The following is a 14,617-nucleotide window of genomic DNA, read 5'->3' as shown; positions in this document are numbered from 1 at the left end:
ATTATGTCGCCCGTTTTTTTAACTTTATATATATGAAAGGAACATTTCCAATTAATAAATTCCGTGAACTAGAAACTCCATTTTACTACTATGATGCAAACTTACTGCGAGATACGCTGAATGTTATACGCACAGAAGCTGCTAAGTATAATAAATTTTGCGTACACTATGCAATAAAAGCCAATGCAAACCCCAAAGTACTAAGCATTATTCGCGAACATGGCTTGGGAGCTGACTGCGTAAGTGGAGGTGAAATCTCTGCTGCTATCAAAGCTGGATTTCCTGCAAGTAAAATAGTATATGCTGGAGTCGGAAAAACCGATCGTGAAATCAATTTAGGATTAGATTATGATATTTTCTGTTTTAATGTCGAATCTGTCCCTGAATTGGAAGTAATTAATGAACTGGCAGCTGCAAAAGGAAAAATCGCACGTGTAGCTTTCCGTATCAATCCCGATGTAGGCGCACATACACATGCAAATATAACTACAGGATTGGCCGAAAATAAATTTGGTATCAGCATGCAGGACATGGATAAAGTTATTGACCGTGCGCTCGAAATGAATAATGTGAAATTTGTCGGCCTGCATTTTCATATTGGTTCCCAAATTTTGGATATGGGCGACTTCGTTGCTTTATGCAACCGCGTCAATGAGCTGCAAGAAAAACTTTATGCCCGTCAGATTATTGTTGAGCATATAAACGTAGGCGGTGGATTGGGAATCGATTATGCGCACCCTAACCGTAAACCTATCCCTGATTTTGCAGATTACTTCGCTACATATCACAAACATCTGAAATTGCGTCCTCAACAGACATTACACTTTGAACTGGGACGAGCTGTAGTAGGACAATGCGGAAGCCTCATCACGAAAGTAATTTATGTAAAACAAGGCACCAATAAACAGTTTGCCATTGTTGATGCAGGCATGACCGACTTGATTCGCCCGGCTCTTTATCAGGCATACCATAAAATTGAAAATATCACGTCTGACGAAACGCCAGAAACATATGATGTAGTAGGACCTATTTGTGAATCTTCGGATGTATTTGGAAAAGCTATCGACTTAAACCGCGTAAAGCGTGGTGATATTATAGCGTTGCGTTCTGCCGGAGCATACGGCGAAATTATGGCTTCAGGTTATAATTGCCGTCCTTTACCTAAAGGATACACATCGGACGAATTGATCTAAGGAACAAATATTTCTTTATTAATAAAGAAATCACATTTCTCATAAAATAGCTGCATTAGGTTTTAAACATGCACACTTTTTCCGCTTCTTTATACCTACAAGTATGAAGGAGCGGAATTATTTTCTCACTAAGAGTTATTCCGTAATCCCTCCACATTGTCAATGCAGTTCCAATAATATAGCTTAAATATATCAACAAAAAAGGATTACTATTGGAGGTATAATTTTTTAATATTATCTTTGGAATGGATAACTTGATTCCCTAAATAAAATTAGGGAAAGGGGCAAGTCTTGGCTGATAGAAGTTAGGGCTTGCCATTTTTTGAAATATGAAAAAACAAATCCTAAAAGTTTTTGTCTAACTTTTAGGATTTATCTTATAATATTTTTGAATATAAAAATTTATCTATGGCTACAAGCCTTGAACTTATTTAACTTCAAAAGCTCCCTTCAATAGTATATTATTAGAAGCAGATCCAATCATAACATTAAAAATTCCTGGCTCTACCACAAAATTCATATTACGATCATAAATCGATAAGTCTTTTATCGTTAATTCAAACGTAACTTCACGGCTTTCACCTTTTTTCAATTCTATTCTTTGAAAACCCTTCAAACGAATTGGAGGAGTAACAACAGAGCTAACCTCATCATTAATATATAACTGAGCTATTTCTACGCCATCACAATTACCAGTATTTGTAACCGTGCAAGAAACCTTCTGCAATACATCCTTACCGTTTCCTGGTAATAATTTCAAATTGCTATAGGCGAATGTCGTATAACTTAATCCATAGCCAAAAGCATACAATGGCGTACCTGCTCCATCCATATAATCACGCTGTACACCTTGCGAATAATGTACCGGAAGCTGCCCCACACTTCGAGGGACAGACATTGGCAAGCGTCCACTTGGATTATAATCACCAAACAGGACATCGGCAATACCATTCCCCCCCTGTTCGCCTGGATACCAAGCCATCAATAACGCATCTCCGACTTCTGAAGCCAGATTCATATTCAATGGTCGTCCAGCAATATAAACAATCACCAACGGCTTTCCTGTTTCAGCCAAAGCCTTAATTAATTTCTCCTGGTCACCTAATAGGTCTAAGGTAGAACGGTCGAAACCTTCTCCACATTCCATATCCGAAATACCTTCGTTTCCTTCAGAAGATACTGTAGCTGCTCCAGTTTCAATATACTTGGTTTTAAAATCCCGTGCACTAGATCCTCCCACCGCTACAATTACTACATCTGCTTTATTGGCAGCTTCTACCGCTGCCGAAATATCACTCTTGGTAGTATCACGAATAGCACAACCTTTCTCATAATAAACCTTACTTTTAGGCAAGCGGTTACGCATGGCATCAAGTAAAGTAACCACCTTTGAACGTTCCTGTGGAGCTGTATAATCACCTAAATAATTATATATAACATCAGCATTCGGTCCAATAATAGCTACACTCTTTAATTCTTTACTCAATGGCAGAACCCCTGTATTCTTTAATAAGATGGTACCTTCACGAGCTACCTCGCGGGCTACTTGTTTGTGTTCGTCTGAGTTCACCATCTTTTTTGCTTGTTCTGGAGATACATACGGATTCTCGAACAATCCCATTTTGAATTTCAGACGCAATACATTCGAAACAGCACGGTCGATATATGATTCATCCACTTTACCGTTTTTAACGGCTTCAACTAATTTACTGTAAGCATTCGCTCCCAAATCCATGTCAGTACCAGCTTTTATAGCTTGTATAGCAGCTTCTTCCACAGTAGCTGCAACGTGATGTGTACCAGCTATACCATCAATACTAACCAAATCGGAATAAACAGAGCCATCGAATCCCCAACGTTGACGCAAAATTGTATCCAACAAATAAGGATTTCCTGTACAAGGAACACCGTCAATCGAATTATATGAAGTCATCACAGTAGCGGCTTTCCCAACCTCAACAGCACGTTGAAATCCCGGCAAATATTCATCCAGCAATGCACGCATGCTAATGTCAGCAGGATTTCCATTATGCCCCCCTCTTGGAACACCATAAGCAGCCATATGCTTTAAGGTAGAATAAACATGACGTCCATCCTTTATATCTGTACCTTGCATGCCTTGCACAAAAGCAGTACCCAAAATTCCTGTCAGGTAAGGATCTTCTCCGAATGTTTCCTCCACACGCGACCATCTTGGCTCACGGGCAATATCCAATACAGGACCATATCCTACATTAGCCCCTTGCAGGCGAGCTTCCAATCCAATAACTTCCCCCATCCGACGAATTAAGGCCTCGTTCCAAGTAGAAGCCTGACCGATAGAAGTAGGGAATGTAGTAGCGCCGATTGCCATATGACCATGCGGACATTCCTCTGCAAAAAGCACAGGAATACCTAAACGAGTACTCTCTACCGCATATTTTTGCAATGCATTCAAAGCTTTCGCTGCCAGTTCCGGATTCAATCCGGTTTCCAACGTTTTTTGAGTCCACGGATCAGCGCGTAATACAGCCCAATAAGAACCAATAGGTACCTTATCCATTTGTTTCTTGTAAAGCTCAGAGATTGTCACACTGTTTTTTCCAGTCTTTGTATACATCTCCCATCCCAGCGGACAACAGATCTGCCCCACTTTTTCTTCCAAAGTCATTCGCCCAAGCAAGTCTTTTACGCGTTCTTCTACCGGGACGTTTGCCTGTTTATACAAAGGTTTTTGTGCTTGAACTGAAAGTAATCCTAACATCCAGCAAGCAGATACCATCCATATAACATGTTTTTTCATAAATTACAGAATAAGTGTTATTTCTTCAATTCAAAACGGAATGCCAATGGTCCATCAGCCAAACCTTTCGGAAGCGTAATGGTAACTTGTTCGCCTTCTGTATGATATTTTACTTTTTTACCATTACACAACAGTACGATTTTACCTTTCGGCAAATTACCCTTCCAAGTAATTGTTTCCGGCAATGTTTCGCCATCGGAAGGAGTATAAATAGCATACAATGTTTTTCCGTCCTTATTTGCGGTAAACCAGGTTTTTCCATCGTTATAGTTCGGAGTGATACGAGTATTATAAATAGCTTCGCCATTCTTTCTCAACCATTCGCCTACTTTATGCAAACGGTCTACCACAGGTTGCTCGATAATACCATCAGGAGTCGGACCTACACCTAAGAGAAAACACCCTCCCTTTGCTACGATTTCAGCCAACATGGCAATGACTTTTTCAGGAGATTTATACGGGGCATTGGGTACCCATCCCCAATCGTTGCTTAACGTAATACAACTTTCCCATGGATAATTCAACTGAGTTTCGGGGATACCACGTTCCGGAGTTTGATAATTTTCATTTTTTCCACGAATACTACGGTCTACAGCTATTAAACCAGGATGTTTCTGACGAGCTTTCTCCAGCACACGATCCAAATTGATGTCATCACCAGTTACCCATCCACCATCTAACCACAAAATATCAAAACTACCATAATCAGCCATCAGTTCATTTAACTGATTCTCGGTAAACTGCTGATAGTTTTTCCACCAGTCAGGATGTTGATCGATCTTATAGTTTTGTCGACGATTTGGAGTTGCATAATAAGGGTTCCAGAACCACTCACAATGCCAATCTGGTTTCGAGAAATAGCATCCCATCATAAAACCTTTCTTGCGAAAAGCATCAAAGACATAATATGCGATGTTTCTCTTCGGATTATTCTTGAATGCTCCATGAGCAATAGAAAAATCGGTATATTTAGAATCAAACATACAAAAACCATCATGATGCTTTGTCGTAAATACCATATATTTCATACCGGCATCCTGCATAACATCGGCCCATTGTTCTGGATTGAAGTTTACAGGATTAAACTTATCAATCAATCCGAAATACCATTTTTTATACTCTTCGTATGACATAGTTGTATCTCTTGGAATCCAATCTTCATCTTCCGAACAAATAGACCAAGATTCCACAATCCCCGGAACAGAATAAAGTCCCCAGTGAAACAATACACCAAACTTTTGATCTTGCCACTTATCCAATTTATTTAAGACCTGCGGATCTGTAGGCCATACATAATCTGAAGCTTTCGACTGTTCATGAACAAATCCCTGTATTTGTTGAGCTTGTATAGGAGCCGCAATCCCTACTCCCAACAGACAAGATAAAATAACTTGTTTGATACCTTTCATAATATAGTTGGTTATTAAATTATTTCTTTACTGTAAAACGAAATGCTAACGGCTCCTGAACCAAACCTTTTGGAAGAGTAACCTTCACTTTATTCCCTACACATTGATAATGTACAGATATATTCTTATTCAATAATTTCATCGTACCAGTTGGAATATTTCCTTCCCATTCAATTGTAGCAGGCAATTTTTCATTATCTGCTAAAGTATAAATAGCATACAGCGTTTTACCATCTTTATTTGCAGTAAACCATGTTTTTCCATCATTATAAACTGAAGTAATACGCGTATTATAAATAGCCTGCCCATTGGTTTTCAACCATTTTCCTACTTGACGCAAACAGGTCTCAACCTCTGGCTGAATCAATCCTTCCGGAGTAGGCCCTACTCCCAACAATAAGCATCCACCTTTCGCCGTAATCTCAGCCAACAACCCTACAACCTCATTAGGTGACTTGAATTTCGCATCAGGAACCCATCCCCAACTGTGAGATAACGTAATACAACTTTCCCATGGATGATTTAACTGTTTCTCAGGAATACTACGTTCCGGAGTCTGATAGTTCTCATTCTTACCTTTGATGGTACGGTCGACAGAAATCAGTCCTTCATGACCATGACTACGTGCGTGTGTTAAAACCTCGTCTAGTCTAACCTCGTCACCAGTCACCCATCCACCATCTAACCATAAGATATCAAACTTCCCGTAATTTGATGTAAGTTCCATTAGCTGATTGTATGTAAAATCCTGATAATTCTTCCACCAGTCAGGATGGCGTTCACGCTTATAGTTTTGCATACGACTAGCAGTATCGTAATATGGATTCCAGAACCATTTACAATGCCAATCCGGTTTAGAGAAATAACACCCGATCATGAAATTCTTTTTCCGAAAAGCATCAAATACATAACGGGCAACATCTTTTTTCGGATTATTGGCAAAAGGTCCCTTAGCAATCGAAAAATCTGTGTACTGGGAATCAAACATACAAAAACCATCGTGGTGCTTCGTTGTGAAAATCATATATTTCATACCAGCAGCCTCCATAATATCAGCCCATTGATCTGGATTAAAAGCTGTCGGATTGAATTTTTCACTAAATCCCCAATACCAACGCTTATAATCATAATATGAATCCATTGGACGGGTTATCCAATCTTCTGAACACAAAGGCCATGATTCGCATATTCCCGGAACAGAATATAATCCCCAGTGAAACAGTACTCCAAATTTTAAGTCCTGCCATTGATCCAGTTTATTCAAGACCGCCTGGTCTGTTGGCCATTCATAACCATCAGACTGCTTATGTACGAAGCTATTCGCATCGTCTTGGGCATAAGCCCCCATCGACAGAGCCAGCCCAATCAGGCAAGCTGCAATTCCTCTAATTTTTCTCATATTTTTAATTTTGTTTTTTATGGTATTACTTATTCTGGTTTCTGTTCCAACCAGGTCAAATCAAACTGATAGTGCAACCGACTGCTTATAATATGTATAGTAGAATCAGGCGACTGGATACCTGCCATATATCCCCTCGGCTCTGCGTGTGTTGCATCCATTTCAAAATTACCTGTCCACGCACCACCATTCAAGAAACGTTGTTCTCCATCCGTCAACAATTTTCTAACTGGCCAAGTCTTCCCTTCATCGTATGAAACAGCTGCATAAAGGCCATATCCACGAAAAAAAGTCCCATCTGCACGCTGAAACAACATTCCTCTTTCATTTGCAGGAGTCCGTTGTGGATGATCTGTAAACGAAACCAACAAGATAGGGCCTTCTTTCAAACGCATCAAAACGAGCCGTTGCCCTCCATCAATTGGAGGAAAAGGTGAAGCAGAATAGGTCCAGGTTTTGCCTCCATCCGAAGAAATACTCATCGGCATGTGTCGGCTTCCATCTTCCGATACAATTGTATTTCCACGTCCCAAAGCCATCCACTGACCGTTCTTTAACTCCACAATTCCAGCATGAATACCTGCAATAGTACTTCCCGAAGTACCTGCTGCAAACTGCGGTTTTGGCGTTCCATCCCATGGATCATTCCACGTTTCTCCATAATCTTTACTTATCAGGACAGCTGCTCCGTCATTTCCTTCCGGACCAGCATCACATGCTTGTACAAGCCATCCTTTTGAGGTTTGAATAGTTCCTGATATAACTTGATGACGTTTGGTATGTTCCGGAGCAATGATCCGAGGCACAGTCCACGTATATCCATTATCCCGACTGGTGCGCATCACAACCATCAGATTTTGCCAATCACCAGCAGCCTCTACTCCATTAAAATGATACAAGGTACCTTTCCCATCATTAAAAATAGAACTACCGGTCATATTCCGATCCGGAATCTTAAAAAACAATGAAGCTGGTTCCCAATTTAATGCCCCCGCCTTCAAACGAGATTGTAAAACGACCATTCCTCTGCCATTTTCCTGATTAGCAGAAAACCAGACAGCTAACAAGTCGCCATTATCGCACCAGGTAATAGAGGGTTGATGATTGTGGCTATAAAAAGGAACATCCGGATCTATTGGAGCGATAACAAAAGGGACTGGCTCCCGAAAAAAGCCTTTCCGAGCTTTTGCAGGAAAAGAAAAATCCGACTCTACAACCCGGAATCCCGTCAATGAATGGCAATCTTCAGGGAGCATCGCCATACGATTTGCACTTCTTAAATATTGTACCGGTGTATGATGACTACCTCCGCGAGTTACTCGGTAATAGCCTGTTTCAGGTCCTGTCGGATCTGTCTGGTTGCCAGGGTTATAAGGGCCATACCAATCTAAGCACCATTCTTCTACATTACCATGCATATCATACAGCCCAAATGTATTGGGAATAGTTTCCCTTACCTTTAAAGACACATTCTGATAATCCCGGGCAATAACTTGATTTCTACACATTGACTCCGACAAATAATCACCCGTATAATATTCCGTATAAGTACCTGCTCTACACGCATATTCCCATTCAGCTTCAGTAGGTAAGCGATAAGTCTTTCCCTCTCTCTGACTCAACCATTTACAAAAATCGACAGCATCTTGATAGGTCACATTTACTACGGCCTCATCATCCTCTACAGACACCCCATTTTTTCCACGTAAAGCCCGATGCTCTGGACGAAACAATTCATATTGTGCATTAGTCACTTCTGTTTTTCCCATCCGAAAAGCATGTGATATCGTCACCCGATGAATAGGAGCTTCATCAAAATTTTCTCCCTCCCCTATGCTACCCATATAAAAAGTACCCGCCGGAATCTCTACTGTTTCAATCAAAGATTGGGCAGAGGAAAAAAATGGATGCAGAGCCGCCGCTCCTATCATCAGCGAAATAATCTTCTCTAACTTTTTCATAACCTAACCCGTTTTTAATTTCATTATACAAATATAACTATTTATGCAAAAAGATTTAAAAGTCTGACCAAAAATACAGCTATAAATAACTATTTCAGTAAAAACCCTAAAAAAAACAACTCCGACTACTAATGAAAGTAACCGGAGCCGTTTTTACATTCTCTATGACTAATTAAAATTCAGTATTATTTTATTAATTTATAATAAGTTTTCTTAGCCCAGAAAAGGTTTGTATAATAACCTGTTGATTCTTCATAATTCTTTGAAATTGCGGCCTGGCAATTCGCCGTATTATAACTCAATTCATCACTTGGATAAGGCAAACGATTCGGCGGAGTCGGATAGTTAGACACCTGATCATCGGTTGCAAATGATACAACAGGATAACCTGTACGACGTACCACATTCCACGCTTCCAATTCATTCATAAAGCTAAAGTTCAACCACAATTGAGAGCAAATAGCTTCTTGTGTTGGCTGCCAAATTTTCTCAATATACGCCTGAATCTCTGCATCTGTTGGTTTCACCAGTGGACGATAAGCAGCATAACTATCATTACCTTCTTTATAAAGAGTACTTGTTTCTTTCAAATTCCAATAATATTCAACAGATTGCTCAACTCCTTTCACAAAGTTTTCCTTAGCAGTAGCCTCATTCTGCGTAACACCATACCCCATCAAATAGGCTTCAGCTTTACTTAAACTTACTTCAGCGGCACCAATCCAAAGACTCATGATGTTTTCATTGCCTTGATATTCATCCCAACCAGCTACAGCCTGAGAGTCAATCTTACAGTAATAATTAGCTGTTAAAATACCTCTTTTAATATATTCCTGTAATTTCAAATCGCTCAGATTGGTAATCTCAGCATTTGTCATATTCACATCAAAAGCAATATATTCACCATCCGGATTACAGTCATACATTACCTGAAGACGTGGGTCTGTATTTTCATCAGGTATACCATTAGCCGGAACATTCATCACATTCAGCACTGTCTGAGAACCAGCAGCGTAATCACCTGTATGAAGTGCCTGCGATAAACTCTTTCCAAAGTTAAAGTCATCAGTCTGTGTATCAGCAGTAACCCCCATATTCTCTGAGTTATTATCAATCAAAGGATATTTATCAGGGTTATTCAAAATTTCAGCGATAGCATCATGTGCTACAGTAGTACAATCACCGGTAGTTGCCAAATGAAGAGCGATACGCAAACGAAGAGAGTTCACATATTTCTGCCATTTAACCGGATCACCTGCAGCTACAGAATAATCCTGACGAGCCAAAGAAGAAAGACTTGTTGCATCAACTCCAGCTGCCAAATAGTCACCAACTTCTTTCAAATCAGCTAAGATCTGTTTGTAAAGTTCTACATCATCGTCGTACACACATTTTTCTTTAGCTGCATCATACTGACCATCTATCCAAAGTGTACCAGCACCATTGAAAGGTACATCTCCAAACAAGGAAAGTATTTCATGAAGCTGTGCTTCAACCAAAGTACGCGCCAGATAAACAAATATTAAATTTGCCGGTTTTTCTTCTTCTGTAAGATTATTATAAGTATATTCCAATAAACGATATTGGGTTACCATATCATAGAAGTTTTGCCAACGGGTATTAAAATAACCTTCGGTAGCTCCCATAAAACGTCCTCTATTATTACTATCTCCGATAATGCCAGAGAATGTACCTGATGTTGTGGACTGAGTATAATAACGATAGTACTTCAAATCCATCCAAGAGCTACCTTTATACATTACAGCAGTGAATACTTGCGGCACACCCACTGTTGCAGTTGTGGAAGGATCAGCATACTTTTCGTCATAGTCAGCATCAGAGCATGATGTCACTGACAAGAAAGCCATTCCAGCCAAAAGCAATGAAAATATCTTTTTCATAAATTTTTCTTTTTAAATAACTACAATAATATAATTAGAAACTAGCACGAAGAGAAAAACCGAATGTACGAGCACTAGCCGTAGAGCCACCTACCTGAGCCTGGTAAATCCAGTTTGTAGCATCGGATGTTTCTGAATCGAACAACTTCAATGTACGATAAATATAGAACGGGTTACGTACAAATGCAGAAAGTGTCAATCTGTTGCAAGCAAACTTCTTGGTTAAACTAACCGGTAAAGTATAAGCCAAACTGATTTCACGACATTTTATATAACTGTTTTTCTGAATAGCATCCGCATAAGACTGGCTTGCTCCTGTACCCCAACCATAAAGGTTATCATTAGCCTCGAACTGAGTAACCACGATATCATTCGGAGTTCCATCTTCTTTTACACCCGGAAGAATCAAACCGTTATCCCACAAATAATGACCGTTGTACATGTCACCACGTTTGTAAGTAGCAGCAATCTGTGCAGCTTCAGCAGCACTCAGTACATGGATAGAAGCTTTATCTGAAACTTTCTCTGTGTCACTGTAATAGAATAAACCACCTGTAGAATAATCACGTACACCAATAGCATCGGTAATGTTACCGGCATCCATCATGTACTGCCACGGCAAGTTCAAGACATCACCACCAATACGGAAATCAAATGACATATCAAGTGTGAAGTTCTTATAACTCAAACTGGTACCAAAACCACCGGTAAACTTAGGCATTGCGTTACCAACTTTATGACGCTCTGTTTTATCTGCGATATAAAGTCCGTTACTACCAACAATATAGTTACCGTTTTCATCAGTTTTCCAAGTATAAGCATACCAGTCACCCATAGACTCTCCCACATGTGATTCGAGTACTGCAGCACCGTTGTCCAATGTAACATGATTCAATACATCCAGACCGTCAGCCAGTTTCTTTACAGTATTTTTATTCCATGCAATGTTACCACGTAAATCCCATCTCCAATCTTTTGTTTCAATAGGAGTTCCATATACATTTAATTCAATACCCTTATTAGAAAGTTCACCCACATTCATCAACATGCTTTGTGCCCCCATAGAAGCAGCACTGGTAGTAGAAAGGATCTGATCTTTAATATCGTTGTAATAGAAGTTAAATTCCATACCCAAACGATTATTCAAGAATTTATTCTCAATACCAACTTCAAATTCATGTTTAGTTTCCGGTTTGATATTTTCGTTACCAATTTCTGTAGGAACATAATTGTAAGTATAAACCGTAGATCTCGTCAAAGAACCTTGCTGGTATGCCATATTAGCAACATAAATTTCAGGAGCGTTACCTACAATACCATAAGAGAAACGAATCTTACCATAGTTCCACCAGCTTGGATTCTTTTCCTTCAACAATTCCGTATAAAGTACACTCAAACTTGCAGACGGATACCAGAAAGAGTTATTGCCATGTTTCAAAGTAGACGTTTTTTCCTGACGAATAGAACCTTCAACAAACCCCCATCCATCATAGCCGTAACTAGCAGTCAAGAAAGCACCAGTCTTCAGCAAGCTTGATTTATCCATCTCAGCACTCTTAGTTCCCACAGATGCAGCCAAATCAAACCAATTTTCCTGTGTCAAACCCAAAGTAGTACCAACTTTAGATTCATAATAGCTTTCCTGACGAGCATTCCAACCTAAGTTAGCAGTTACATTATGTTTTTCACCAAAAGTCTTATCAAACATCAACATAATATCACCATATACAATTGAATACTGACTATTAGTTAGACTATAGGCATCTGAATACTGACCATTAGTCGAGAAGATATGAGCATTATCTGCACTATCCTTATTTTCAATCTTATCAATTGTCAAGTCGGTAGCCAAACGTCCGCTCAAAGTCAATCCAGGAATAATAGTCCAAGTCGGGTTAACAGATCCAATAAAACGCTGATGATTTTCTTCCTGAACTTTACCAAAAATATTCCAGAAATATTCTTCCATCAAAGATGTTGATCCCATCGGAGTATACAAGAACTGTTCTTCAGGAGTCATTGTATTGGCAGTACCACCATTGATAGCAGCAATACTATTACGATAACCAAAGCTTGTCATTGTATGATCACGAATATAAGCAACATCTGTAAATCCACCGAACATACCACTATAGTTATTTGTCAAACGGCTGATACGGTAAGCACGGTTCTTGATATACTGATTGGTATAAGTAGCCGTATAGTTCAATTTGATGTTTTTTGTCACATCAAATGTACCATTCAAGTTAAAATTGTGCTTGTGGTTATTTGAATTATACTGCATAGCCTCAGCATTATTAAATGTATACGAGAAACGTACATTATTACGCTCAGAGCTATTAGTCAAAGAAAGGTTATATGTCTGATTCACACCGGTACGGAAAATATCAGCCCACTGATTATGGTCAATCGGAGTATAAGCCCGTTGTGAACCATCAAAATAGGTCACCATCTGGTTAGGGTCATATTTTGCGCCCCAAGAATAATAAGATTCACGGTTCGGAGTTGTAATAGGGTTACCATTCCAATCAACACGTGTCGTACGGAAACCAGTCAATGCCTGCGGATCAGAGTTGCTTCCGATTGCCCAGTTATCATAACCAGGGCCATATTCTTTTTGAATTTCAGGCATATAAGCCACTTTATCAAAACTTACATTTGCGCTGAAATCAACCTGAGTTCCGGTACCTTTTTTCCCTTTCTTGGTAGTAATCATCACAACACCATTGGCAGCTTCAGAGCCATACAATGCAGAAGCGGCCGCACCTTTCAAAATAGAAATATTCTCAATATCTTCCGGGTTAATATCGACGATACCGTTAGATTCAATACGCTGACTTCCCCAATAATCGCTATTATTGGCATTACCATTATGAATAGGTACACCATCCATAATAATCAACGGCTGAGTATTACCTGTAATAGATGAAAGACCACGTACAGAAATTGAAACAGAAGAAGTACCGCCACCTGGAGCTGACTGAATACGTACACCGGTAGCTTTACCATAAAGTCCACTTGCCAAAGTCGTACCACCTGTTCTGGTTAAATCCTCAGACGATACAGTACTTACCGCATAACCTAACTTTTTAGCATCCTTTTTAATACCCAATGCAGTTACAACAACTTCCTCCAGCTTCTGTGTATCATCCTGCAATGTCACATTAATAGGCTGTCCCTTGAATGGAACTTCCAACGTCTGATAGCCCACAAATGAAATCTGAATGATATCACCAACCTTTACCCCTGATAGAGAAAAGTCACCATCCAAACCGGTGATTGTACCATTGGTAGAACCTTTTACTATTACTGACGCACCGATAACTGTTTCGCCAGTTGCATCCTTTACGATACCCGTACAGGTAGATGTTTGTTGTTGTGTACTTTGAGTTGCATCAACCTCAGGCACAGCTACTGCATATGCTGCTCCTGTAGAAGACACTCCTGCCAGAGCTAACAACATACTGACTGACTTGATTCGTTTTAACATAATCCAATATTTTAAGTTAAAGATTTCCTAAATCGGATACTATTATTTAATAATAATGCAAATTTTATATACTTTTTACTTTAGCAGTGAACAAAGATAATAATTTTTTTTATGATTTATTGTTTTTATGTATTTTTTGTAAAAAATATCTATACAAAAAGAATAATATTCACAATAAGAGATATATTTTTCCCTCATTTTAGCTAATATTCACAAACATTTAACAAACTCACCACACATATAGGATTAGCAAATCATTTTTTACGGCAACTCATATAATGATCATTATTAATATATCTTTTCGAAAGTTTTTATATCACATATCACATATAAAAAGCATAGATTATATATAGTGCCCATAAAATCCCCCCGCATATTCATCCGGCTCACCCGGCAATACCCAATCAACAAATTTGCATAAAACCAATAACTTTGTCACAGATTTCCATTTTATCACTTTTTATTAGTACATTTGCATACAA

General features: G+C 39.1%; 7 protein-coding genes. 1 reads left to right on the top strand and 6 read right to left on the bottom strand.

The window, feature by feature from the left end:
* Positions 1-32: 32 nt before the first annotated feature.
* A complete protein-coding gene (gene lysA / locus WKT12_RS13540; RefSeq protein ID WP_021971992.1) occupies positions 33-1,193 on the top strand; it encodes a diaminopimelate decarboxylase in 1,161 nt (386 codons plus the stop codon).
* A 427-nt stretch (positions 1,194-1,620) separates the two neighbouring features.
* Here lysA and WKT12_RS13535 read toward each other — a convergent pair whose 3' ends face one another.
* The 6 genes from WKT12_RS13535 to WKT12_RS13510 all read right to left on the bottom strand — a co-directional run bounded on the left by WKT12_RS13535 (position 1,621) and on the right by WKT12_RS13510 (position 14,135).
* Complete coding sequence (locus WKT12_RS13535) at positions 1,621-3,975, bottom strand: glycoside hydrolase family 3 N-terminal domain-containing protein (protein WP_340320007.1); 2,355 nt, start codon at positions 3,973-3,975, stop codon at positions 1,621-1,623.
* Positions 3,976-3,992: 17 nt separating this feature from the next.
* The gene (locus WKT12_RS13530; protein ID WP_340320006.1) at positions 3,993-5,384 is read right to left on the bottom strand and encodes an alpha-L-fucosidase; all 1,392 of its coding nucleotides are present in this window, start codon (positions 5,382-5,384) and stop codon (positions 3,993-3,995) included.
* A gap of 19 nt (positions 5,385-5,403) precedes the next feature.
* Positions 5,404-6,783, bottom strand: coding sequence for an alpha-L-fucosidase (locus WKT12_RS13525; RefSeq protein ID WP_340320005.1), 1,380 nt, complete (start codon positions 6,781-6,783; stop codon positions 5,404-5,406).
* A 29-nt stretch (positions 6,784-6,812) separates the two neighbouring features.
* Positions 6,813-8,714, bottom strand: a complete 1,902-nt coding sequence (locus tag WKT12_RS13520) for an SUMF1/EgtB/PvdO family nonheme iron enzyme (RefSeq protein WP_340320022.1) — start codon at positions 8,712-8,714, stop codon at positions 6,813-6,815.
* 215 nt (positions 8,715-8,929) lie between these two features.
* Positions 8,930-10,645 carry a SusD/RagB family nutrient-binding outer membrane lipoprotein gene (locus WKT12_RS13515; RefSeq protein WP_340320004.1) on the bottom strand — a complete coding sequence of 572 codons (1,716 nt, stop codon included), beginning with the start codon at positions 10,643-10,645 and terminating at the stop codon, positions 8,930-8,932.
* Between the two features lie 34 nt (positions 10,646-10,679).
* A complete protein-coding gene (locus WKT12_RS13510) occupies positions 10,680-14,135 on the bottom strand; it encodes a SusC/RagA family TonB-linked outer membrane protein (protein ID WP_340320003.1) in 3,456 nt (1,151 codons plus the stop codon).
* Positions 14,136-14,617 lie beyond the last annotated feature (482 nt).

This window comes from Phocaeicola sp. HCN-6420 (assembly GCF_037890145.1).
Taxonomy (GTDB): Bacteria; Bacteroidota; Bacteroidia; order Bacteroidales; family Bacteroidaceae; genus Phocaeicola.
This window is presented reverse-complemented; position numbering and strand designations above follow the sequence as displayed.

Excerpts from the sequence above, each read along its gene's own strand:
- lysA (WP_021971992.1), top strand. The coding sequence starts at position 33 with ATGAAAGGAACATTTCCAATTAATAAATTCCGTGAACTAGAAACTCCA.
- WKT12_RS13535 (WP_340320007.1), bottom strand. The coding sequence starts at position 3,975 with ATGAAAAAACATGTTATATGGATGGTATCTGCTTGCTGGATGTTAGGA.
- WKT12_RS13530 (WP_340320006.1), bottom strand. The coding sequence starts at position 5,384 with ATGAAAGGTATCAAACAAGTTATTTTATCTTGTCTGTTGGGAGTAGGG.
- WKT12_RS13525 (WP_340320005.1), bottom strand. The coding sequence starts at position 6,783 with ATGAGAAAAATTAGAGGAATTGCAGCTTGCCTGATTGGGCTGGCTCTG.
- WKT12_RS13520 (WP_340320022.1), bottom strand. The coding sequence starts at position 8,714 with ATGATAGGAGCGGCGGCTCTGCATCCATTTTTTTCCTCTGCCCAATCT.
- WKT12_RS13515 (WP_340320004.1), bottom strand. The coding sequence starts at position 10,645 with ATGAAAAAGATATTTTCATTGCTTTTGGCTGGAATGGCTTTCTTGTCA.
- WKT12_RS13510 (WP_340320003.1), bottom strand. The coding sequence starts at position 14,135 with ATGTTAAAACGAATCAAGTCAGTCAGTATGTTGTTAGCTCTGGCAGGA.